19 protein-coding genes and 4 pseudogenes are annotated in these 22,097 nt (G+C 73.2%); 11 read left to right on the forward strand and 12 right to left on the reverse strand.

Annotated features, from left to right (window positions below; genetic code table 11):
* Positions 1 to 22 precede the first annotated feature (22 nt).
* The 3 genes from ahcY (at position 23) to OG286_RS35700 (ending at position 4,051) form a co-directional block, all read left to right on the forward strand.
* Positions 23 to 1,477, forward strand: a complete 1,455-nt coding sequence (ahcY, locus tag OG286_RS35690; protein ID WP_405358750.1) for an adenosylhomocysteinase — start codon at positions 23 to 25, stop codon at positions 1,475 to 1,477.
* A gap of 28 nt (positions 1,478 to 1,505) precedes the next feature.
* Positions 1,506 to 2,999 (forward strand): peptide MFS transporter, encoded by a 1,494-nt coding sequence (locus OG286_RS35695; RefSeq protein WP_396325158.1) that lies wholly within the window; start codon positions 1,506 to 1,508, stop codon positions 2,997 to 2,999.
* Positions 3,000 to 3,181: 182 nt separating this feature from the next.
* Positions 3,182 to 4,051 (forward strand): alpha/beta fold hydrolase, encoded by an 870-nt coding sequence (locus OG286_RS35700; protein WP_396325159.1) that lies wholly within the window; start codon positions 3,182 to 3,184, stop codon positions 4,049 to 4,051.
* On the opposite strand, the gene OG286_RS35705 is transcribed toward OG286_RS35700, so the two are convergent.
* From OG286_RS35705 to OG286_RS35715, 3 genes are all read right to left on the reverse strand, one after another.
* Positions 4,035 to 4,469, reverse strand: a complete 435-nt coding sequence (locus OG286_RS35705; RefSeq protein WP_396325161.1) for a PPOX class F420-dependent oxidoreductase — start codon at positions 4,467 to 4,469, stop codon at positions 4,035 to 4,037. The genes OG286_RS35700 and OG286_RS35705 overlap by 17 nt on opposite strands.
* Positions 4,466 to 4,708, reverse strand: coding sequence for an alkyl sulfatase C-terminal domain-containing protein (locus OG286_RS35710; RefSeq protein ID WP_396325162.1), 243 nt, complete (start codon positions 4,706 to 4,708; stop codon positions 4,466 to 4,468). Before OG286_RS35710 ends, OG286_RS35705 begins: the two co-directional genes overlap by 4 nt.
* A 153-nt stretch (positions 4,709 to 4,861) precedes the next feature.
* Positions 4,862 to 6,115, reverse strand: coding sequence for a D-alanyl-D-alanine carboxypeptidase family protein (locus tag OG286_RS35715; protein WP_396325163.1), 1,254 nt, complete (start codon positions 6,113 to 6,115; stop codon positions 4,862 to 4,864).
* 407 nt (positions 6,116 to 6,522) lie between these two features.
* On the opposite strand from OG286_RS35715, the pseudogene OG286_RS35720 reads away from it, so the two are divergent.
* Positions 6,523 to 6,900 (forward strand): annotated as a pseudogene (locus OG286_RS35720) (MFS transporter); the annotation flags it as partial.
* A 287-nt stretch (positions 6,901 to 7,187) separates the two neighbouring features.
* Here OG286_RS35720 and OG286_RS35725 read toward each other — a convergent pair.
* A complete protein-coding gene (locus OG286_RS35725; RefSeq protein WP_396325164.1) occupies positions 7,188 to 8,039 on the reverse strand; it encodes a LysR family transcriptional regulator in 852 nt (283 codons plus the stop codon).
* A 93-nt stretch (positions 8,040 to 8,132) separates the two neighbouring features.
* Here OG286_RS35725 and OG286_RS35730 point away from each other — a divergent pair, with 93 nt between their 5' ends.
* On the forward strand, positions 8,133 to 8,864 hold the full coding sequence (locus OG286_RS35730; protein WP_396325165.1) for an SDR family oxidoreductase: 732 nt from the start codon (positions 8,133 to 8,135) through the stop codon (positions 8,862 to 8,864).
* Between the two features lie 234 nt (positions 8,865 to 9,098).
* Here the strand turns inward: OG286_RS35730 and OG286_RS35735 are convergent.
* Positions 9,099 to 9,773 (reverse strand): annotated as a pseudogene (locus tag OG286_RS35735) (transposase); the annotation flags it as partial.
* 24 nt (positions 9,774 to 9,797) lie between these two features.
* On the reverse strand, positions 9,798 to 10,397 hold the full coding sequence (locus tag OG286_RS35740) for a helix-turn-helix domain-containing protein (protein ID WP_396325166.1): 600 nt from the start codon (positions 10,395 to 10,397) through the stop codon (positions 9,798 to 9,800).
* 61 nt (positions 10,398 to 10,458) lie between these two features.
* On the opposite strand from OG286_RS35740, the gene OG286_RS35745 reads away from it, so the two are divergent.
* Together OG286_RS35745 and OG286_RS35750 are read left to right on the forward strand one after the other, a co-directional pair.
* Positions 10,459 to 11,325, forward strand: coding sequence for an alpha/beta fold hydrolase (locus OG286_RS35745; protein WP_405358749.1), 867 nt, complete (start codon positions 10,459 to 10,461; stop codon positions 11,323 to 11,325).
* Positions 11,326 to 11,353: 28 nt separating this feature from the next.
* Positions 11,354 to 11,747, forward strand: a pseudogene (locus OG286_RS35750) (IS982 family transposase); the annotation flags it as partial.
* 60 nt (positions 11,748 to 11,807) lie between these two features.
* Here OG286_RS35750 and OG286_RS35755 read toward each other — a convergent pair.
* Entirely contained in the window at positions 11,808 to 12,806 is a 999-nt protein-coding gene (locus OG286_RS35755) for an ArsR/SmtB family transcription factor (RefSeq protein WP_396325168.1), read from the reverse strand.
* 268 nt (positions 12,807 to 13,074) lie between these two features.
* Here OG286_RS35755 and OG286_RS35760 point away from each other — a divergent pair.
* A pseudogene (locus OG286_RS35760) lies at positions 13,075 to 13,292 on the forward strand (IS701 family transposase); the annotation flags it as partial.
* Positions 13,293 to 13,319: 27 nt separating this feature from the next.
* Here the strand turns inward: OG286_RS35760 and OG286_RS35765 are convergent.
* Entirely contained in the window at positions 13,320 to 13,844 is a 525-nt protein-coding gene (locus OG286_RS35765; RefSeq protein WP_396325240.1) for a hypothetical protein, read from the reverse strand.
* A gap of 243 nt (positions 13,845 to 14,087) precedes the next feature.
* Positions 14,088 to 14,879, reverse strand: a complete 792-nt coding sequence (locus OG286_RS35770; protein WP_405358748.1) for a TetR/AcrR family transcriptional regulator — start codon at positions 14,877 to 14,879, stop codon at positions 14,088 to 14,090.
* Between the two features lie 92 nt (positions 14,880 to 14,971).
* On the opposite strand from OG286_RS35770, the gene OG286_RS35775 reads away from it, so the two are divergent.
* Together OG286_RS35775 and OG286_RS35780 are read left to right on the forward strand one after the other, a co-directional pair.
* On the forward strand, positions 14,972 to 15,835 hold the full coding sequence (locus OG286_RS35775) for a siderophore-interacting protein (RefSeq protein WP_405358747.1): 864 nt from the start codon (positions 14,972 to 14,974) through the stop codon (positions 15,833 to 15,835).
* A 308-nt stretch (positions 15,836 to 16,143) separates the two neighbouring features.
* The gene (locus tag OG286_RS35780) at positions 16,144 to 17,148 is read left to right on the forward strand and encodes an alpha/beta fold hydrolase (protein WP_396325171.1); all 1,005 of its coding nucleotides are present in this window, start codon (positions 16,144 to 16,146) and stop codon (positions 17,146 to 17,148) included.
* Between the two features lie 33 nt (positions 17,149 to 17,181).
* Here OG286_RS35780 and OG286_RS35785 read toward each other — a convergent pair whose 3' ends face one another.
* The 3 genes from OG286_RS35785 to OG286_RS35795 form a co-directional block, all read right to left on the reverse strand.
* Positions 17,182 to 18,864, reverse strand: coding sequence for a VWA domain-containing protein (locus tag OG286_RS35785; RefSeq protein ID WP_405358746.1), 1,683 nt, complete (start codon positions 18,862 to 18,864; stop codon positions 17,182 to 17,184).
* A complete protein-coding gene (locus tag OG286_RS35790; protein WP_396325173.1) occupies positions 18,861 to 19,733 on the reverse strand; it encodes an AAA family ATPase in 873 nt (290 codons plus the stop codon). Before OG286_RS35790 ends, OG286_RS35785 begins: the two co-directional genes overlap by 4 nt.
* A gap of 347 nt (positions 19,734 to 20,080) precedes the next feature.
* A complete protein-coding gene (locus OG286_RS35795; RefSeq protein WP_396325174.1) occupies positions 20,081 to 20,752 on the reverse strand; it encodes a Tat pathway signal sequence domain protein in 672 nt (223 codons plus the stop codon).
* 429 nt (positions 20,753 to 21,181) lie between these two features.
* Between OG286_RS35795 and OG286_RS35800 the strand changes: the two genes are divergently transcribed.
* Positions 21,182 to 21,895, forward strand: a complete 714-nt coding sequence (locus OG286_RS35800) for a TetR/AcrR family transcriptional regulator (protein WP_396325175.1) — start codon at positions 21,182 to 21,184, stop codon at positions 21,893 to 21,895.
* Positions 21,896 to 22,097 lie beyond the last annotated feature (202 nt).

The following is a 22,097-nucleotide window of genomic DNA, read 5'->3' on the forward strand; positions in this document are numbered from 1 at the left end:
TTCCAAGCCGAGGAGTTCGCTCATGTCCGTCCCCGAGACCGCCGCGCCCGATTTCAAGGTTGCCGACCTTTCCCTGGCGCCGTTCGGGCGCAAGGAGATCCAGCTGGCCGAGCACGAGATGCCCGGCCTGATGTCCATCCGTGCGGAGTACGCCGCGGCGCAGCCGCTGGCCGGTGCGCGGATCACCGGTTCGCTGCACATGACGGTGCAGACGGCGGTGCTGATCGAGACCCTGACGGCGCTGGGTGCCGAGGTCCGCTGGTGCTCGTGCAACATCTTCTCCACCCAGGACCACGCGGCCGCGGCGATCGCGGTCGGTCCGGAGGGCACGGCGGAGAACCCGCGGGGTGTTCCGGTGTTCGCCTGGAAGGGCGAGACGCTGGAGGAGTACTGGTGGTGCACCGAGCAGGCGCTGACCTGGCCGGACGGGCAGACCCCGAACATGATCCTGGACGACGGCGGTGACGCCACGCTGCTGATCCACAAGGGTGTCGAGTTCGAGAAGGCCGGTGCCGCGCCGGACCCGTCGACCGCGGACAACGACGAGTTCCGGATCATCCTGGAGCTGCTGAACCGCACCCTGGTCGAGACGCCGAACAAGTGGACCGAGGTCGCCGCGACGATCAAGGGCGTGACGGAGGAGACCACGACCGGTGTCCACCGGCTGTACGAGATGCACCGTGACGGCAACCTGCTGTTCCCGGCGATCAACGTCAACGACTCGGTGACCAAGTCGAAGTTCGACAACAAGTACGGCTGCCGGCACTCGCTGATCGACGGCATCAACCGGGCCACCGACGTGCTGATCGGCGGCAAGGTGGCCGTCGTCGCCGGCTACGGTGACGTGGGCAAGGGCTGCGCGGAGTCGCTGCGCGGTCAGGGTGCGCGGGTCATCGTGACCGAGATCGACCCGATCTGCGCGCTGCAGGCGGCGATGGACGGTTACCAGGTCGCGACGCTGGAGGATGTCGTCGAGTCGGCGGACATCTTCATCACGACGACCGGCAACAAGGACATCATCATGGCCTCGCACATGGCCCGGATGAAGCACCAGGCGATCGTCGGCAACATCGGTCACTTCGACAACGAGATCGACATGGCGGGCCTGGCCCAGCTGCCGGGCGTGGTGAAGACCGAGGTCAAGCCGCAGGTCCACGAGTGGCGCAAGGCCGATGGCAGGACGATCATCATCCTCTCCGAGGGCCGTCTGCTGAACCTGGGCAACGCGACCGGCCACCCGTCGTTCGTGATGTCCAACTCCTTCGCGAACCAGACGATCGCGCAGATCGAGCTGTTCACGAAGACCGAGCAGTACCCGATCGGCGTCTACGTGCTGCCGAAGCACCTGGACGAGAAGGTCGCCCGTCTGCACCTGGACGCGCTGGGCGTGAAGCTGACCACGCTGACCCAGGACCAGGCCGACTACATCGGCGTCCCGGTCGAGGGCCCGTACAAGGCGGACCAGTACCGCTACTGACGGACCGACACGGAAGGAGGGTGCACCCATGACGTCACCGACCACGGTACGCCCGGCGGCCGCGCCGGCCGGGCCGGCCGAGCGCGCGCTGTTCGGCAGGCCGCGCTGGTTCGTCACGCTGTTCGCCACGGACATGTGGGAGCGGTTCAGCTTCTTCGGGATGCTGGCCATCCTGTTCCTGTTCGCCTCCGCGCCGGCCGCCGAGGGCGGGCTCGGCCTCTCGAACGCCGACGCGAGCATGCTGTTCGGCGTCTACATGGCCGCCACCTTCCTCGCCTCCCTGCCCGGGGGTTGGCTCGGTGACCGGCTCTTCGGCAGCTACCGGGCGACGCTCTACGGCGCGGTGGTGATCGCGGCCGGGCACGTCATGATGGCGCTGCCCACGGTACCGACCGTCTACCTCGGGATGCTGGCGATCGCCCTCGGCACCGGCCTGCTCAAGCCGAACATGGCGAGCCTGCTGAGCGCGTTCTACCCGCGGGGCGCGACCGCCGAGCGGGACGCCGGGTTCGCGGTCTTCTACACCTCGATCCAGGGCAGCGCGCTGCTGGCGCCCCTGGTGGTCGGGAGTGTGGGGGAGGGGGTCAACTGGCACCTCGGGTTCGGTCTGGCGGCCGTCGGCATGGGGTTCGGCATCTGGCAGTACCTGCGCGGCTCGGCCTCGTTCGGCGACACCGGGCGCCGGCCGGAGCGGCCGGCCACGGTGGCCGAGCGGCGCAGGGCCGGCCGGGTGGCGGGCTGGGCGGTCGCCGTGGTGACGGCCGTCTTCGCGGCCGACGCGCTGGCCGGCACCTTCAGGATCCGGCATGCGCTGGTCCTGGTGGCGGTGCTGAGCCTGGCGGTGCCGGTCGGCTGCTTCCGGCAGTTGCTGCGCCACCCGGAGATCTCCGCCGTCGACCGGGGCCGGATCCGCGCGTACGCCTGGCTGTTCGTGGCGTCGGCGTTGTTCTGGGGCCTGCACGTGCAGGGCGGCTCGCTGCTGAGCATGTTCGCCCGCGACTCCACCGACCGGGAGGTGCTGGGGATCCGGCTGCCCGCCAGCTGGTTCCAGTCGGCGACCCCGCTGGCGATCGTCCTGGCGGCGCCGCTGTTCGCCTGGATCTGGGTGCGGTTCGGCGAACGGATCAGCGCCACCGCGAAGTTCGCCGTCGGCATGGCGCTGACCGGTGGCTCCCTGCTGCTGATGGCGCTGGCCGCCCACCGGGCCGAGGACGGGGTGAAGGTCTCGCCGCTCTGGCTGGTCGCCACCTACCTGCTGATGGGGGCGGGGGAGGCCGCGCTGGCCCCGGTCGGGATGAGCGTCACCACGGCGGTGGCGCCGGCCGCGTTCATGAGCCAGTTGGTGGGCGTGTTCTGGCTCTCCGCCGCGCTCGGCTCCGGGGTCGGCGGCAACGCGCTCAAGGCGGCCGGCGGGAACGTGCCGGGGCCGGGTCTCTTCCTCGCCCTCGGCGGTGCGGCGGTGGCGGTGGCCGCGGGCCTGCTGCTGGTCGCCCGGCCGCTGACCCGCCGGCTGGGCGTCTGAGCGGCACCGGGCCCGGCCGACGCCGACGGCCCGGGGGCCGGGTCGAGGTGCCGCGCTGCCGGCTCCCGCCGTGGACGGCGGAGGCCGGCAGCGCGGGCGCCACATGCGTCGCGACCGGCCTCTTGTCGCGTGGGCTACCGGTCGGTAATCCTTGCTGACATCGCGTCCAGCAGAGGAGCCCCATGCCCGCCGACATCACCTTCCCGCTGCCCGACCCGCACGGACCGGGAGCGGTGACCGTCCGCTACCGGCGGCTCGGCGCCGGCAGCCCGCTCCTCCTGCTGCACGGCATCGGCCACCACTGGCAGGCCTGGGAGCCGGTGCTGCCCGCGCTCGCCGAGCGGCACGAGGTGATCGCCGTCGACCTGCCGGGCTTCGGCGCCTCGCCCGCCCTGCCGCCCGGCGTGCCGTACGGGGTGGAGGCGGTGGTCCCGGTGCTCGGCGGGCTCTGCGAGGCGCTCGGCATCGAGCGGCCGCACGTCGCCGGGAACTCGCTCGGCGGCCTGCTGGCGCTCGGGCTCGGCCGGGCCGGGCTGGCCCGCTCGGTGACGGCGCTGGCACCGGCCGGCTTCTGGACGGAGGCCGAGCGCCGCTACGCCTACACCGTGCTGGGCGGGATGCGGGCCGGCGCGCGTGTGCTGCCGCAGCCGTTGGTCGAACGGCTCGCCCGTTCCAGGGCCGGCCGGGCGCTGCTCGTCTCCACCATCTACGCCCGCCCCGGCCGCCGGGACGCCGCCGCTGCGGCCGCCGAGACCGGGGCGCTGCGCGGGGCGACCGGCTTCGAGCCCACCCTGGCGGCCGGCCGCGGGCTGCGCTTCACCGGGGACCTCTCCGCCCTCCCGGTCACCGTCGCCTGGGGCACCCGGGACCGCATCCTGCTGCGCCGTCAGGGCGTCCGCGCCCTGCACGAGCTCGCGGACGCCCGGCTGGTCCGGCTGCCGGGCTGCGGGCACGTGCCGATGAGCGACGACCCGGAGTTGGTGGCCCGGGTGATCGTGGACACCTGCGCGCGGGTGGAGGAGGGGGCCGGGCGGGTCAGTCCGTCAGCGTGATCCGGATGCCCACCGTGCCGCGCTCGCCGCGCCGCAGCCGGCTGCCGAGCAGGGTGAGGACGCCCAGCAGGCCGTACTTCTGGCGCAGCAGCGTCCGGTAGGCGGCGGTCCGCTCCGGCCCCAGGATCTCGGCGGTGGCGGGGTACGGCTCGCCGGTCGGCCGGCCCTTGACGTCGCAGGGGCCCACCAGGACGTCGGCGCGGTTGCGGATCCGCTTGGCCTTCCAGGAGTCCGTGACGGTCCAGACGCCCAGCGCGTCGCCGTCGCGGACCACCCAGACCGGGGTGGGCACGCCGGTGCCGTCCTTCTTGTAGGTGGTCACCAGCAGGTAGCTGCCGGAGGAGAGGCGGACGAGGCGTTCAAGCCGCTCCTGCGAGGCGGGGCCGGGAGTCGCGGGGTCGGGCGGCACGTCGTTCATGACCGGAAGTCTAGGGTCTGTCGGCACCGGCCTCGTCCGCGCGACGGGCGGCGACCCGGTGCGGCCCCCGTCTCCCGGGCCCGGGCCGGCGCCGCCGGGCAGGAGCGGTGGGTCAGGACGCCGTTGTGCAGGGTCAGCCGGTAGCGCCGCTCCTCGTCGGTCAGCACCAGGTCGATCGTCAGATCCTCTGCCCAGGCCCGCGGGCCGTCGACGCGGATCGCGAGGGAGTCGAGCAACACCGCCGGAACTGCACCGGTGGGCCCTTCTCACGGCTCGAACCCGCGCAGCACCCGAGGGATCGCGCACGCCCCCCGCCGGTCGGGCGACGCCGCCCGGTCCTCGCACCGTGGCGGTCACCGCCCCGTAGCCTGCCCGGTCGCTGCTCCCGGAGGTCAGCGCGAGCGCGTGCCCCGCCGCCGCGCCGTCAGCACCACGGCCCGGACGGAGCGGACGAACCGTCGCCGGCCGCGCCCGCCCACCGCCGTCGCGCCGCCCAGCGCGGTGGCCCCGGCGCGAGGGAACGCGAGCGGCACCGGCACGGCCTCGGCGGCCACCGGGTGGAGGCCGCGCCGGCCGCGTGCCCGGCCCGCCGCCCAGAGCGCCAGCGCCCCGCACAGGGCGACGGCCGTCCAGCCGGCCGGGCCCAGCGCGTGGTGGGCCTGACGGATCGCCTGCGGCAGCCCGCCCGAGGCCGGGGCCCCGGTGGCGGTGGCGGTGGCGGAGACGCCCGCCTCCTCCACCAGGTGCCCGACCGGCTCGACCTTGCCCGCCGCCGCGAAGCCCCAGTCCAGCAGGCTCGCCGCCTCGTCGTACACCTTGGCCTGCGACTCCGGGTGCATCACCGTCACCAGCAGCGTGCGGCCGCCGCGTTCGGCGGCTCCGGTGAAGGTGGCCCCGGCACCCGTGGTGTAACCGTTCTTCACCCCGATCAGCCCGGGGTACTTGCCGAGCAGCCGGTCGGTGTTGGCGATGTCGAAGGCCGTGCGCTGCCCCGTCGTCTTGTCGACCCCGCCCGGGAAGCGGGCCGTACGGGTGGAGCAGTAGGCGCGGAAGTCCTTGTTGCGCAGCCCGGTCCGGGCGAACAGCGTCAGGTCGTAGGCCGAGGAGACCTGCCCGTCCTGGTCGTAGCCGTCGGGGGAGACGACGCGGGTGTCCCGGGCCTGCAGGGACTGCGCGCGGGCCTGCATCTGGGCCACGGTCTGCGCCAGCCCGCCGTTCATGTGGGCGAGGACGTGCACCGCGTCGTTGCCGGAGGCGAGGAAGACGCCCCGCCAGAGGTCCTCCACCCGGTACGGCAGGTTCTCCTTGATGCCGACCAGGCTGCTGCCCGCTCCCAGGCTGGCCAGCTCGGCCGGCGCCACCCTGTGCTCCAGCGAACGGTCGAACTTGGGCAGCACGGTGTCCGCGAACAGCATCTTCAGCGTGCTGGCCGGCGGCAGCGGCATGTGCGCGTTGCGCGCCGCCAGGATCTCCCCGGTGGCCGCGTCCGCCACCAGCCAGGAGCGCCCCGTCAGCTCCGCCGGCAGCGCGGGCGCCCCGGCCAGCGGCGCCACCTGGACGGCGGGCCGGCCCAGCCGCTCGCCGCCGACCACGGACGCCGCGTCCTGCGCGGCGGCGGCCGGCGCCGTGACCGCGACGACCAGCACGGCGACGGCACAGGCCGCCGCCGGCCTTCTGACGTGGCGTGACCTTCGCTGCACGGAGCCCCGCTGCGCCGACGCCGGCCGCACGGACCCCCGCCGCGCGTTCGTCGGCTGCGCGTTCGTCGGCTGCACGTTCATCGGCTGTCCGGAGCTCTGCCGCACTGACCTTGGCTGCACACGGCGAACGTACCCGCGTCGCCGCCGGGCCGCCGCGCCCGCTGCTCCGTCCGGGCCTCTCGCCGGGCTGCCGTCCCGCGCGGGGCAGCTGGTACGGTGCCGGGCATGTTCCTCCACCGTGTCTAGGCGGCCCGCCGCGACCGCGCCCCGACACCGGGCGCGGCGCCCCGGTGTCCCCGCACGCCCGCGGGCACGGCTGTGCTGCCGGTCCCGCCCCACCGAGGAACGATCCGTTGCCCCCCTTGACCCCGTCCTATCGCGCTGTCCTGCGTACCCCGCACGCCCGACGGACCTTCGCCGCCGCGCTGCTCGGCCGGCTCTCGTACGGCATGGCCCCGCTCGCCCTGCTGCTGTCCGTCCGGGACGCCACCGGCTCCTACCCGGTGGCCGGCACGGCGCTCGCCCTGTTCGGGCTGACCAGCGTCCTGCTCTCTCCGGCCCGCGCCGCCCTGGTCGACCGGTACGGCCCCCGGCGCGCGCTGCCGCCACTGGCCACGGCGTACGCCGGGCTGCTCGCCCTGACGGCCGCCGCCACCTGGCGGCCGGGCGCGCCGCCGCTGCTGATCGGCGCCCTGGTGGCCGCCGGCGCCTGCACCCCGCCGCTCGGGCCGTCCTGATCGTGCTGGGCGCAGCGGTGGCCGTCGGCACGAGCCGAACAGGGCGGTCGCGGGGGGGGGGCAGTAGCGTCGTCCGCCCGGGAGGCGGTCCCGGTGCCGCCGGGAAGCCGGGACAGTGAAGACCCCGCCTCGACCGGGCTCGACCTTGTAGTGCTCTGTCAGGTCGGGGCTGGTCTTGGTTGGGCGGTGGGTCGGTAGCAGGTCGGACGTCGGCCGTTCCAGGTCGCCAGGAGCTGTTGGGCCGGGCCACGATGGGCGGAGCCTGGCCGGGCGGGTGGGAGCTACTGGAGACGTGTCGCAGTCCGGATGAGGTCGGCGACGGCTCTGGACCGGCTGTGCGGTGGCCAGGCGATCACGGTGGTGACTGTCGGTGCGTCCAGCACGGGCACGGCGGCGAGGTCACCGTGCAGTTGGGCTCGGCACGACTCCGGTGAGACCGCACAGGCACGGCCGAGCGCGACGAGCTGCAACAACTGCGCATGGTCGCGGACCTGCGGGCCGGGGCCGGGCGGGTAGGTGCCGTCGGGGTCGGGCCAGCGTGGGAGGGGCAGGCCCGGCAGCCCGGTGATGTCGGCCATGTGCACATGGGCCCGGGCGGTGAGCGGATGCCCGGCGGGCAGGACCACGACCTGACTCTCCGTGCTGAGCTCTTCGGTATGGAATCCGGCCGTCGAGTCGAACGGCCGGTGCAGCAGCGCCACGTCGGCCCGGCCCTCGCGCAGGAGTCGTTCCTGCTCGCCCGGACCGCACAGGATGACGTCGATGGGGACCGCGCCGGGTTCGGCGGCGTACGCGTCGAGCAGTCTCGCCAGCAGTTCCCTGGACGCGCTGGCCTTCGTGACCAGGACCAGGCCGGGGCGGCCGGTCACGGAAAGGGCGGCGCGGCGGGTCCGACGCTCGGCGGCCTCGACCGCGTCGAGAGCCGCCCGGCCCTCGACCAACAGCACCGAGCCGGCCTCGGTCAGCATGACAGTGCGACTGGTCCGATCCAACAGCACTGCCCCGAGCCGGCGTTCGAGCCGCTGGATCGCCCGTGACAACGGTGGCTGCGCGATCCCGAGCCGCTGCGCGGCACGCCCGAAGTGCAACTCTTCAGCGACAGCGACGAAATACCGCAGTTCCCGGGTCTCCATCCGGCCACGCTATCGGATCAATACCCTGACAGTATCGTTGCGTACTCGATCGGTCTTGGACCTCCGCCGAGGTCCGAAGGCAGCATCGTCCTTATGACTGAACGGACGATCGCGCTGGTCACCGGCGCGAACAAGGGAATCGGCTACGAGATCGCCGCAGGCCTGGGCGCCCTCGGCTGGAGCGTCGGCGTCGGCGCCCGCGACGACCAGCGCCGAAGCACCGCGGTGGAGAAACTGCGCGCCGCTGGCATCGACGCGTTCGCCGTACCGCTGGACGTGACCGACGACGCGAGCGCGACCGCCGCCGCACGGCTGATCGACGAACAGGCCGGACGCCTCGACGTGCTCGTCAACAACGCCGCCATCGCAGGCGACATGCCACAGGAGCCCACCCGGATCGACCCCGCCACCATCCACACGGTCGTGGACACCAACGTGATCGGCGTCATCCGCGTCACCAACGCGATGCTGCCGCTGCTGCGCCGCTCCGCCGCACCACGGATCGTGAACATGTCCAGCAGCGTCGGCTCCCTCACCCGGCAGTCAGGACCCGCCGCCGAGCAGACGACAGGTCCGGTGTCCGCGGCGTACGTGCCGTCGAAGACGTTCCTGAACGCCGTCACCCTCCAATACGCCCGGGAGCTGAGCGGCACGAACATCCTGATCAACACCGGCTGCCCCGGCTACGTCGCCACCGACCTCAACGGCTTCCGCGGCGTGCGCACCCCCGAACAGGGCGCGGCCATCGCCATCAAACTCGCGACCCTGCCCGACGACGGCCCCACCGGACAGTTCTTCGACGACGCCGGCGTAGTGCCCTGGTGACGTGCACGGCGGCCATCACCCGCCAGGCTGATGCCGCTGCGCCCACGCATCTCGAACAGATCCGTGGTGGTCGTCCCTGCCAACGGCTCCGGTGCCCGGGGCAGCGCCCCGCACCGCTACCGGCTCCAACAATCGTGACCCGGGGATCCGAATCGCAAGACCTCACTGCTGTTCACCAATCCTCCGACCTGCCGAATCTCCATGCGCTCGGTGACAACCGGGCCGGAAACCCGGAGCAGGTGGCACCAAGGTCGACCATCTGGTGACAAGTGGCGCGACCGCTGCGCCGTAGTAGTTCCGGTCGCCGATCAGGGTCTGTGCGCGTCGGTCTGCGACCAGACCCTGATCGGTGTCGAACATGCCGAGCAGGGTTTCGCGTTCGTCGGCCTTGGCCCCGGTCAGGGCGAACGCGACGGGCAGGCCGTGCAGGGTGCACACCAGGTGCAGGCGGAGTCCCCAGAAAAACCGGGTGTGGCTGGCGCAGTAGCCGTACTGGGCCCAGCCGGCCAGGTCGGAGCGCTTGACGGTCTCGCGGGAGCGTCCGCACTCGACCGGGGTGGAGCCGACGACCCAGACGGTGTCGGTCCACAGCGACGTGTCGCGGGCGAGCTGCCAGTTGATGCGGGCGATCAGGTCGGCGGCCTTGCGCAGCCGCCGGTTGTAGCTCGACTGTCCCGGCATGTACGGGAACAGGTGTCGCCGGTGAGTGCGGGCGTGGCGGACCCAGCGGCGTTCGGAGGTGAAGCCGAGCAGAGCCTGCATCACGGCGAGAGTGACCAGTTCGGCGTCGCTGAGCCGGGGTGCGATCCCGACCTTGGGCCGTCATGGGGCGAGATGCGGCGAGTCCTTCAGTAGGTCGTCGGTCTTCACGTAGAGGGCGGTCGCGAGGGAGTCCAGGTCAGGCGTCACACCCGATATTTGGACTCCTTCGCTTCATCTCATGCGTGCCTGCGAGGCCTTCGCGTCACCGACACCAGTCGCTTCAGGGGCGGGCATCGCCGGGGACGGCGGACCGAGGGGGAAGCGGATGGGGCTGAGCAGGTAGGGTGCGCGTCCTGGAGTCGGCCGGTTGGCCAGCCAAGGACCCAGCACCGTGAGCAATTCGGCGGTCATCTCTGCGAGTTCGTCCGGGCTGAGCCAAAGCGTGCCCTGGCGGTAGGAGACCGCGTCGGCCACCGGGTCGGCGCCGTCGCGGTCGAGGTAGGCATTGAACTCCGCGATCAGCACGGCCATGGCGGCGGCGAAGCCCCGGCGGTGGTCCTCCGGGGTCATCGCCGCGGCGTCGTCGGCATCGACGACCGGGCGGTCCTGACGCAGCCGATAGTGCCGCTCGACAGTGCCGCGCACCCGCTGCTCGTCGGCCACCTCCAGGAAACCCGCCTCGGCCAGCACGGCGACGTGCCGGTACATGGTCACCTTCGGTACCTCGGGCATGCGCTCACACAGCTGCGCGGTGGTCAGCACCCGGCCGCCGGAGAGCGCGTGCACCACGCGCAGGCGCAGCGGGTGGAGAAGAACGTCGGTGGTGTCCATGGCTACACGATTCCACACTCGCTATTATTATCGAAACTGGAAACAGTGGACTGGAGGGGACATGCGTCAGGCAGCGGGGCGGGCGGTGCAGGTGAACGGGAGGACCGTCCATGTCGAGGAGTCCGGCAGCGGGGAGCACTGGGTGGTCTTCGAGGCCGGCGGGGGAATGGGGCGCACCTGCTGGGACCTGGTGCTGCCGCTGCTGGCGGACGGAACGAGACTGGTCGCCTACGACCGCGCCGGCTTCGGCCGCAGCGGCCGGACGGCGAGCCAGCTGAGCATCGACGACTTGGCCGCGGACCTGGTCGCACTGGTAGAGGCGGTGGTACCCGGCCGCCTGGTGCTCGTCGCGCACAGCATGGGCGGGCTGGTCGCGCGTCGCGCCGTCGAGCGGCTGGGCCCGCGGCTGCGGGGCCTGCTGCTGCTCGATCCGGCAGCGGAGACCGCGCCCGTCTACGACACCTTCGACCGGACGGCCGCGAAGGTGGACCGTTCACTGGGCGTGATGCAGGCACTGTTCCGCTTCCGCCCGCTGGCCCGCCTGGCCAGCGGGAACATCCGACGTCTCTTCCCGGCGGACACCTACGAGACCATGCTCGCCGAGGACTTCGTCCCGGACGGCACCGCGCAGACGAGGAAGGAGATCAAGGCCGTGGCCGCGGCCATTCCGCGCTTCCGCGCCGAGCCGCCCGGCCTGCCGACGTGCCCGACCGTCCTGCTCTCGCCCACCCGTTCCCAGACGGGCCGGGCACGGCATCACGCCGCCCTGGCCGAGCACCAGCGGCGCTGGACCGAGTCGCTGCCGGACGGCCGGTTCGAAACCGTCGACTCCGGCCACTTCATCATGGCCGAGCAGCCGGAGATCGTCGCCGACAGGGTCAGGCACCTCTTCGACGAGACCGGCCGGACAGGCACCTGGCCCGTCTGACGGATCCCCGTCGGATCTTTGGTCGGTTGTGACGCCAGACCTGGACTCCCTCGCGACCGCGCTCTACGTGAAGACCGACGACCTGCTGAAGGAATCGCCGTACCTGGCGCCGTGGCGCCCCGTCATCGGGATCCCGCCCCGGCTCACGGATACCGAGCTGGCCACCCCCGCGGTGATGCAGGCCCTGCTCGGCTTCACCTCCGAACGCCGCTGGATCCGCCACGCCCAGGCCCACCTGCGGCACCTGTTCCCCTACCTGCCCGGACAGTCCGGCTACAACCGGCGCCTGCGCAAGGCCACCGACCTGATCGCCCAGGTCAACCGCCTCCTCGCAACAGACATCTCGCTTGTGGACCGACACCGTGTGGGTCGTCGACTCCACCCCGGTGGCATGCGGCCGCTCCCGCGAAACCGCAAAGCGATGGGCCCCTGTCGTCAGGATGCTCACCCCATGGTCCGTCCGAGCCGCCACCGACCGAGGCTCAGGCCGGGGGCAGGGGCGGCGGATTGTCGAGGAGGAGGTCGTGACCGACGTCGGTGAGGGTGTGGCGGACCTGCTTGCCCTCGCGGCGGGTGGCGATCAGGCCGGCTGTGCGCAGGGCGACGGCATGGGCGGAGGCGGAGGGCGGGGTGACGCCGAGCCGCTGGGCGAGCTCGGTGGTGGAGCAGGCGCTGCCGGCGATGGCGCGCAGGACACGGGCGCGAGCGGGGCCGAGCACAGCAGCGAGGCCGTCGGCGGCCGGAGTCCGGGCCGCAGGCTCCGCGGTCGGGGCGGCGATCGGGTGCAGCAGCAGGCTCTGGCGGTCCGGCCCGGCCAGCAGGCTGATGCTCCGCTGGACGAAGTAGTTGGGCCGCAGTTCCAGGCCCCGGCCGCCGAGCTCGAAGGAGCCCTCCAGTTCGCCGAGGGTGCACTCCAGCACTCCCTCGTCCCGCCAGACGGCCTTCGGGTGGAGCGAGTCGAGCATTTCGCCGATCCCGGAGCGGGCGGCGGTGCGGGCCCGGACGGCGATGTCGGCCTCCAGCGCGCGGCGGATGTCGGGCCAGTCCGGGGCGAGGCAGGACCGGAACAGCGCCCAGGCTCCGTCGCTGACCTCGCGCAGGCCCCGGCTGCCGTCCTCGCGCAACCGGGCCAGGGCGGCCGGGACTTCCGGGCCGTTGCCGAACATCGCGACACCCTCCTCCACGGCCTGCTGCGGGACGGAGAGGAGCGCGTCGAGCTCGTCGGTCAATTGCCGGCGGACGGCGTCGAGGTCCGCCACCATGAAGTCGGGGACGCCGACCGGGCTCGCGTTGACCACCTCGAGGAAGCGCACGGCCCGGTGGGGCACGTGGCGGCGGACGTCCCGCCACCAGCGCTCGCTGCGCGACCCGCTGCCCTGGTGAACGCCCAACCGGGCCGAGCCGGCCATCAGGTGGTCGAGCGGGGATATGACGAACCGGGTCCTCGCGAGGTCCGCGACCCCGAACCTCAGTGCGATCACGAACCTTCCTCCGGTTCCCCGCAGCCGTCCTGACCTGCCGCGTTGTTGACTATTAGGCCCAGAGGCTAATGCATGGCCGTCCGGCCGTCCCCGTTGGCATGCTCTCTCTCGTCGGCGCGACCCAGGCTCGCTCCGGCCCCCACCACGAGGGGAGTGGGGGCCGGAGCACGATCCTCGACCGGGCTCCGTTGAACCGAACGCCCGGCGGCGCCCGGCGAACCGTGCCCGAGCAGTGCCCGATTGGCTTCCGCTCAGTGCGCGTGCCCCGTGGCCCGAGAACGAGGTGGAGCCGGTCACGTACTGGATCTCAGACCTGCCCGCCGACATCCCCGCCGGGACCTGGTCAGACTCGCGAAGTCACGCTGGCGGACCGAACACCACTACCGCGAGCTGAAGACCCGCTTGGGCCCGGACCACTTCGAGGGCCGCTCCTACATCGGCTGGCACCGCCACGTCACCCTCGTCAGCGCCGCCCACCCGCTCCTCAGGGGTGAGCATGCGGTCACGGCAGAGTCAGCAGCCTGGGCCGATCGGCGCAGACGATGTCAGGGCGAGCGCGGCGATCCGCAGCTCGGAAGCCCACGCCCGCAGGTCAACCCCCAAGGCATACTCAAGGCAGCACGCGCATTGCGGTATCAGCCGCACAAACGATCGCTCCTCTGCAGTTTCGACTTCCGTCTCCCACCAGTCGTCCGTCGCCAGGTCGGCGGGAGCGATTTCTCCATCGACGAGTCTCGCCGCCAGCCGGCGCAGGGCGTGGCGCCGTGCCAGACCAGGATCGGGCAGCGCCACCGCGGACTCGGAGAGTGCTTGTTCGAACGCGTTGCGGATATCGTGAGTACCTGCGTTGCGCGGCCAGCCGGCGAGCTCGCACAGCGTCGGGGTGTCCAGACCGGCCGCGAGTGCCTCGGCAGCGATCATCGGCAGGTCATCGGGGCGGATCTCGCCTGCCTGATAACGGCACGCCACCTCACCTAGAGTCGTGAGGCCGCTCTGCGTTGGGGCTTCCGGTTCCGGTGTCGTTCCTGCTGATCTCATGACTCCTACGATGCCAGCGCCGTTCCCGAGGGGGCTGCCCAGGGGCCGGTCCGCTCGACGCTCACCCGGGTGTTCGCCTGAACTCGTAGGCCGTCCCCGCGAAAACACGACAGCCCATCCTTGAGTGCCCGCTGAGAACTCTTCAGTCTGCCTGACCCTGCGGGACTCGGTTCGATGTCGCCGACATCCACCCGCTACCTGTCTCGCAAGCGCCGATCCGGTGAACCTTCTCGGTCAGAGCAACTAGCGGGCGACGGCCGCCTCCACGCCGTTCAGCAGGACGGCGAGGCCGGTGCGGAACGCCTCCCGGGTCTGGGCCTCCAAGGGGTTGCCGCTGTCGTGCCCTGCCTCGGAGGCGGCGGTGTCATCGCTCTCCAGGGCCGTCAGCAGCGGGAAGCGCTCCGCGAAGTCCGGTGTCAGTTCGGCGAGTTGTGCGGATCGGGCGTACCACCACTCCTCGTCGGGCGTGCCGGTGGCGGCCGCCGCGGCGCGGGCCTCCGCGGCCGTCCGGGCCATGCCGCGGACGAGCTGCCAGAGTGCGGCGACCACGCCCCGCAGCTGGCGGGGCGCCAGTCGGGCCCCGGCGAGGATCCGCAGCACCGTCTCCATCGCGCCCAGCTCGGCCGGTCCGAGCACCGGCCGGGCCTGGGAGATCTGCAGCACCCACGGGTGGCGCAGGTAACAGGCGAACGCGTCCTCGGCCCACGCCGTGGCGGCGGGCCGCCAGCCGGCGGTGAGGTCGTAGGCGGTGGGCAGCTCGGCGAGCACCCGGTCGTGCATCAGGTCGAGCAGCTCACCCTTGCCGGGGACGTAGGTGTAGAGCGCCATCGCCGTGCGGCCGAGCCGCTCGCCGACCGCGCGCATGGAGAGCGCGGCCATCCCCTCGGCGTCCGCGACCGCGATCCCGGCGGTCACGATCGCGTCCACGCTCAGCCCGGGCTTGGGGCCGCTGCGCGCGGGGCGGGGGCGGTCCGGCGTGCCCCAGAGCAGGGCCATCGAGCGCTGGGCATCGCCCTGTCCGGCGAAGACGGTCACGGAGGCAACTCCTTATGGCATAAAGTATTCTGCCCGAGGTAACTCTTTATGCCGTAAGGTTACCAGTGGAGCCGAAACCGGAGAGGTCGACCGTGCAGCTTCCCGTCACATTGGTCCAGGTCATCGACGTCGAGCGGATCACTCCGCGCATGGCCCGGATCACCCTCGCGGCCGACGCGCTCGTCGAGAGCGTCGACAGGACCCCCGACCAGCAGGTCAAGCTCTGCTTCCCGCGGCCCGGCCAGGAGGGGCCCCGCCTGCCCGCGCAGGGCGACGATCCGATGAGCTGGTACCAGGCCTACCTGGCCGTCCCGGAGGCCGAGCGGCCGTGGATGCGCAGCTTCACCCTCCGCCGCCGGCGGCCCGGCACCCGGGTGGTGGAGATCGACTTCGTGCTGCACGGTGACACCGGCCCGGCGAGTGCCTGGGCCGGCCGCGCCCGGCCCGGGGAGCGGCTCGGCATGGTCGGCCCGTCCGAGCTGTATGCCCCGCCGGTCCCGCTCGGAGCCGCCGTCGCCGGGGCCGACTGGGTGCTGCTGGCCGGCGACGAGACGGCGCTCCCGGCGGTCGGCACCCTGCTGGAGGCGCTGCCCGCCGGAACGCCGACGGTGGCCTACCTGGAGGTGGCGGACGCGGCCGAGCGGCAGTTGCTCGACACCCGCGCCGACCTCACCGTCCACTGGCTTCACCGCGACGGTGCCGCCCCGGGCGGGCCGCTGACCGACGCCGTCCGGAGGGCTGAGCTGCCCGGCGGCACGCCCTTCGCCTGGCTGGCCGGGGAGGCGGCGGCGGTGCGGGCGCTCCGCCGCCACCTGGTCGGGGAGCGCGGGCTGGCCGAGGCCTCGGTCGAGTTCGCCGGGTACTGGCGCCGCCGCCTCACCCAGGACGACGCGCCCACCGCCGAGGATCTCGCCGACGCGCAGGAGAAGCTGGCCCAGGCTCAGGCCGCGGGCTGAGCCTGGCCGGCACGTCCGGGCGTGCGTCCGATCGGGGGATGGACAGGGGTCGGGCGGGGGTGCGGACGGGGGTCGGTCGGGGTCGGTCGGGGGCAGGTGACGGCTGGGGGTCGGTGGGTGGCGGGATGGCCGGTGGCACACGGTGGGTTCCGGGGCCGTTCGCCTGGGCAGGGTGGATAGCGAACGGTCGGACGCCATCCGGCCGCGGACGGACCATGACGGGCCATGACGGACCGCCGCGGGCCATGACGGCCGCGCCGGCCGCGAGGGCCGTGACGATGACGAGCTGAGGAGCAGGAGTGGGCGACGTGACCACGCAGACGGGCAGCAGGTACGGCGAGATCAGGCACCGGGACGTCGAGGTGAACGGCGTCCGGCTGCACCTCGCCGAACAGGGCGAGGGGCCACTCGTCCTGTTGCTGCACGGCTTCCCGGAGAGCTGGTACTCCTGGCGCCACCAGTTCGCCCCGCTCGCCGCGGCCGGCTACCGGGTGGTCGCCCCCGATCAGCGCGGCTACGCCCGCAGCGAGCAGCCCGCGGCCGTCGACGCCTACACCCTGCTCCACCTGGTCGGTGACGTCACCGCGCTGATCGGCGCGCTCGGCGGTGGGCCGGCCGTGGTGGTCGGCCACGACTGGGGTGCGCCGGTCGCCTGGTCCAGCGCCACGCTCCGCCCCGACCTGGTGCGCGGCGTGGCCGGGCTGAGCGTCCCGCCGTTGCCGGTCTCCGGGCTGGCTCCGCTCGCGCAGTCCCGCGAGCGGTTCGGTGACGGCTTCTACCAGAACTACTTCCAGCGGCCCGGTGTCGCCGACGCCGAACTCGCCCGGGACCCGCATTCCTCCTTCCGCCGCGTCCTGTTCAGCGGCTCCGGCGACCGCCCCGGCGCCGACCGCCCGCGCGTCTGGGTCGTCCCCGAGGGGCGCACCCTGCTGGACACGGTCCCCGACCCGGAGAAGCTGCCCGACTGGCTCACCGAGGACGACATCGAGGCCTTCGCCGCCGACTACGCCGGGCACGGCGAGCGCGCTTTCACCGGCCCGCTCAACTGGTACCGGAACATCGACCGCAACAACGAGCTGCTCGCCGCCTTCGCGGGGCTGCGCATCGAGGTGCCCGCGCTCTACGTGGCCGGGGACCGGGACATGGTGACGGCGATGGTCGGGCCCGACGCGCTCCTCCACCTGCTGGAGCGGAACACGCCCAAGCTCCACCGGCACGTCACCCTGCCCGGCGCCGGTCACTGGACGCAGCAGGAACGCCCGGCCGAGGTCACCGCCGCCCTGCTGGACTTCCTCCGGCACCTGGACGGCTGAACCTCACGGCCCGGCTGCCTCCCCGGCCTCTCGTCAGACAGGAAGCAGCCGGGCGATCAGCTCGCCGAGCCGGCGGGCGTTGCGGCAGGAGTGCATCTCCACCGCCTCCGCGTAGGCGAGCGCCGCCGAGTCGCCGGAGCCCCACAGCGCGGGCTGCTCCGGGTTGAGCCAGTACACCCGGCGGGCCCGCGCGGCGATCAGTCGCAGCGCGGGCACGTTCGGGTCGCGGTGGTTGTTGCGGGCGTCGCCGAGGACCAGCACGCTGGTGCGCGGGCCGACCGCGTCGAGGTGGTGCTCGGCGAACTCCCCCAGGGCCGAGCCGTAGTCGCTGTTGCCGTGGTGGCCCATCACCTTCGCCTCGGTGAGGATGCGCCGGGCGAGGACGGCGGGGTCGGCGCCGTCGCCGCTCCCGGCCAGCAGCCCGGTCACCTCGGCGGTGCGGTTGACGAAGGCGAACACCCGGACCTTGCTGAACTGGTCGCTCATCGCCCGCACCAGCAACATGGTGAAGTCGGCGAAACCGGCCACCGATCCGGACACGTCGCAGACCAGCACGATCTCGGGCCGGGCCGGCCGGCGCAGGCGGTACGCCGGGCGCAGCGGCACACCGCCGGTGGAGAGCGAGCGGCGCAGGGTACGGCGCAGGTCGATCCGCCCGCGGGCGGCCCGCCGCCGCCGAGCCGCCAGGCGGGTGGCCAGCTTCCGGGCCAACGGGTGCACGGTGCGGCGTAGTTCGGCGAGCTGGTCCCGGCCGGCCGCGAGGAAGTCGATCCGGTCGGCGCTGGGTGCGACGGCGCGTTCGGCGATCCGCTCGGTGCCGCGCAGCTCGGCGACCCGGCGGCGGGCCTCGGTGCCGACCATGGCGCGGAAGCCCTGGATGCGACGGCGGATCTCGTCGGCGAGGAGGAGGTCGGAGACGTCGGCCGGGGCGCCGGGGGCGGCATCCGCGGCGGCACCCTCCCGCAGCGCCGCCAGGACGCGGGCCAGCAGCGTCTCGGGCGCGAGCCGGCCGAGGGTCTGGTGGGCGGACCAGCCGTCCGAGCCGGGGACGGAGCCGACGCCGAAGCGGCCGAACGCGGCGACCGCCTCGCCGGCCAGGCGGGCCTGTGCCGCCCGGTCGTCGGCGGCCAGTGCGGCGGCCAGGCGCTCGCGCAGCTGGTCGCGGACGGCCTCCGGGGCGGCCGCCTCGTTCTCCGCCGAGCTGTCCCGGGCGGCCTCGGGGGCGCCTACGCCCAGCGGGAAGTACAGGTCGAAGGTGGCGTCGTAGACGCCGCGCTGCCCCTCCGAGCGGAGCAGCGCGGCCGCCAGCCCGGCCCGCAGCTGCTCCCGGTCGGCGAGACCGAGGACGCCGGCCACGGCGGCCGCGTCCACCGTCTCGGCCGGGCCGATCCGCAGCCCGTGGGCGCGCAGGGCCCGGACCAGGCGGGTCAGCCGGGCGGCGAGGTCGGTCGTACCGGCCTCGGCGGTACCCCTTCCGGCGGTTCCGGCGCCGGCGGCTCCGGCGCCCGTGGTACCGGTGTCGGCGGCTCCATCGACCGTGGCACCGGCGCCCGTGGTACCGGTGTCGGCGGCTCCATCGACCGTGGCACCGGCGCCCGTGGTACCGGTGTCGGCGGCTCCGGCGCCCGTGGTACCGGTGTCGGCGGCTCCGGCGCCCGTGGTACCGGTGTCGGCGGCTCCGGCGCCCGCCGTACCTGATCCGGTCGGGACGCTCATGCCAGGGTGAGCTTCTGCGTGGCCTTCAGCACGTCGTCCTGGTGCTTGAGGATCACCCCGAGGGTGTCGCGGACGACCGCCTCGTCGAGGGTGTCCGCGCCGAGCGCGAGCAGTGTGCGGGCCCAGTCGATGGTCTCGGCCACCGACGGCGCCTTGCGCAGCTCCATCGCCCGCAGCGCGCCGACCACGCGCACCAGCGACTCGGCCAGCGTGGCGTCCAGGCCGGGGACCTTCAGACGGACGATCCGGCGCTCCAACTCGGCGTCCGGGTAGTCGAGGTGGAGGAAGAGGCAGCGACGGCGCAGCGCCTCGGACAGTTCGCGGGTGGCGTTGGACGTGAGCAGCACGAAGGGGCGCCGGGTCGCCGCGATGGTGCCCAGCTCCGGGACGGTGACCTGGAAGTCGCTGAGCACCTCCAGCAGCAGCGCCTCCACCTCGACGTCGGCCTTGTCCATCTCGTCGATCAGCAGCACGGTCGGCTCGTCGCCGCGGATGGCGGTCAGCAGCGGGCGGGTGAGCAGGAACTCCTCGCCGAAGATGTCGGTGCGGGCCTGGTCCCAGCCCTCGTCCCGGCCGGCGGTGATCCGCAGCAGCTGCTTGGCGTGGTTCCACTCGTAGAGGGCCCTGGCCTCGTCGATGCCCTCGTAGCACTGCAGCCGGACCAGCCGCGCCCGGCCGATCTCGGCGACCGCCTTGGCCAGTTCGGTCTTGCCGACCCCGGCCGGGCCCTCGACGAGCAGCGGCTTGCCCAGCCGGTCGGCGAGGAAGACGGTGGTGGCCACTGCGGTGGAGGCGAGGTAGCCGACCTCGGCCATCCTGGCGGCGGCATCCGCCGCCGACTCGAAGAACCCGGTGCCGTCGCCGCCCATGTGCTCCACTCCCCGTCGATCGCCCTGCCGGTGCGCCTGTGCTCCGCACCTTACCGGCCGGTCACTTCGCCGTCCCGGGTGGCCGGAGGGCCGGACGCCTCGACTCCCCGGTCCGCCGGCGGGCACCGGAGCGCGCCGCCGTACGGAGCTCGGCGCCCGGCCCGTCCGGGGCTCGGCGCGTGGCGAGGAGGGCGAGAGGAGTGGCGAGAGGAGTGGCAAGGAGTGCCAAGGAGGGCCGAGCGGAGCGGCAAGGCGTTGCGAAGCGGCGAGCGGCGTGCGGCACCCTCTCGGGGCCGCCCGCCACCCGCCACTCGCCGCTCTACCCGTCTGCTGCGGCCCGTGGGGCGTCAGTTGACGTAGATGTGCGGGCTTCCGGCGACCGAGCTGTCGATGACCGGTCCGTAGGTGGCGGAGAAGTAGCCGGTGGCGAAGCAGGTGCTGGGGCCGGAGACCTTGGCGAACGGCTGGGCGGCGAAGCCGATGGTCTGCCCGGTGTTGTTGGTGGTGCCGGAGATGCTGCCGGGGGCCCGGTAGATGCAGGTCGTCGTGCCGAGGATGGTGTTCAGCACCACCGTGGTCTGCAGCGGGCCCGCGGTGCCCGGGCTGAGGGTGACGGGGTTGCCGGCGGCGTCGCTCACCGCGTTGGTGTAGGCCAGGTTGTTGACCGTGATGCTCTGCACGGAGATGACTCCGATGACGTTGGCGGTGCAGGAGCCGAAGGTGTGGCTGCTGAGCTGCTCGACGGCCACGCCCGGCGCGGCCGGGTTGCTGGTCACGGTCGCGGAGAACGAGGAGGCGGCACACTTGATGCCGCTCGTCCCGGTCGCGCTGGAGTAGAAGGTGGCGTAGCTGCCGGGGGCCAGGTTGGCGGTCAGGACGTCGCCGGCGGCGACGGCGGGGCCGCCCGCGCTGCCGTAGGTCAGCACGGCGGGGCCGGCGGCCTGGGCAGGGGTGACGGCGGCGGTGGCCAGGGCGATGGCGGCGAGGGCCGCGGCGCCGAGGGTGCGGCGGATGCGCATGGGGGTGCCTCTCTCCGAACGGAGTTGGGTGGGGGAGCCCGCGGAGGTCGCGCGGAGGTACGCGCGGCGGGATGGCGCAGGGTCGCTGCGGTGAATGCGGCGGGATGGCGCAGGGTTTGCCGCGGTGGACGCGGCGGGGCAGTGTCGGGCGGCGCGCAGGGCGCGTGTCGGCACGTCGGCGGTGCACGGTGGGGCAGGGCGTGTCCGGTGGTGCGGCGGGCCCGGCGCCACGGGCCCGCCCGTACGGCGAGAAGGTGCAGGGAGTGCGTGGGGTGCATGTCGGCGGCTGCCACCGCCGTATGCGTTTCGCCATACTGAACAGTCGGAACGCGCGAAGGTCTCCGGCGGCTGCTCGCCGTGAATGGGAAACCTGCGAGTGTTGTAAACCAGCCCTTGCGTCAATGTCAAGACAGAGCACAGGAGTTGGCGATGAATCCGGATGCTCTCCAGGGCGCCGAGGCGCTACTGCTGCCGGGTGCGCGCACCGGCCGCGACCCGGCCCGCTCGATCAAGCGCGGCCCGAGCCGGCTGCCGCCCGAGGCGGTCGCGGCCACCCAGCGCGAGCGGCTGCTCGACGGCCTGGTCCACACCGTGGCCCAACACGGCTACCAGCACGCCACGGTGAGCGACATCTGCCGCGCGGCGGGCGTGACCAGGCCGGTGTTCTACGAGCTGTTCAGCGGCAAGGAGGACGCCTTCCTGGCCGCCCACCGGCACGGCACCGGGGTGGTGATGCGCCGGATGGCGGCCGCGTTCGCGGCGGCGCCGGACTGGTGCACCGGTATCCGCGAGGCCCTGCGTGCGCTGCTCGGCCTGCTGGCGGGCGTCCCGGCGTTCGCCACCATGGCGGTGATCGAGGTCGAGGCCGTCGGCCCGGCGGGGCGCCGTGAGATCGCCCAACTCCTCACCCGATTCCGGGCGTTCTTCGCCGAGGTGCCCGAACCGCCGGGGGGTGTCGCGGCGGATGCGCTGGTGGACGCGGTGGTCGGAGGCGTCTACCGCACCCTCCATCGTGCGGTCGACTCCGGCCCTACTGCCCAACTACCCGACCTGCTGCCGGTGTTGAGCCTGTTCTGCCTGGCGCCGTTCCTCGGCCCGGCGGAGGCCGAGCGGCGGCTTTCGGTCGTTCCACAGCAGGATTGACGCAGCATCAGGCGCGCGGACGGTGATCCTTCGTGCGCCCGTATTGACCCGCCGGATACCCGGCAGTAGCTTCCCAGTTACCGACTGCGGTCCGACCGGCCGCCCCGCTGCCAAGGGGCGGGCCACCGGCCGGGCCGCAGAACGCTGTCCGCGCCAGGGCAACGTGCCAGTGCCTGCACATCCCCCACCACCCGAGGGAGCA

Origin of the sequence: Kitasatospora sp. NBC_00039, assembly GCF_045160625.1 — a bacterium.
Taxonomy (GTDB): Bacteria; Actinomycetota; Actinomycetes; order Streptomycetales; family Streptomycetaceae; genus Kitasatospora.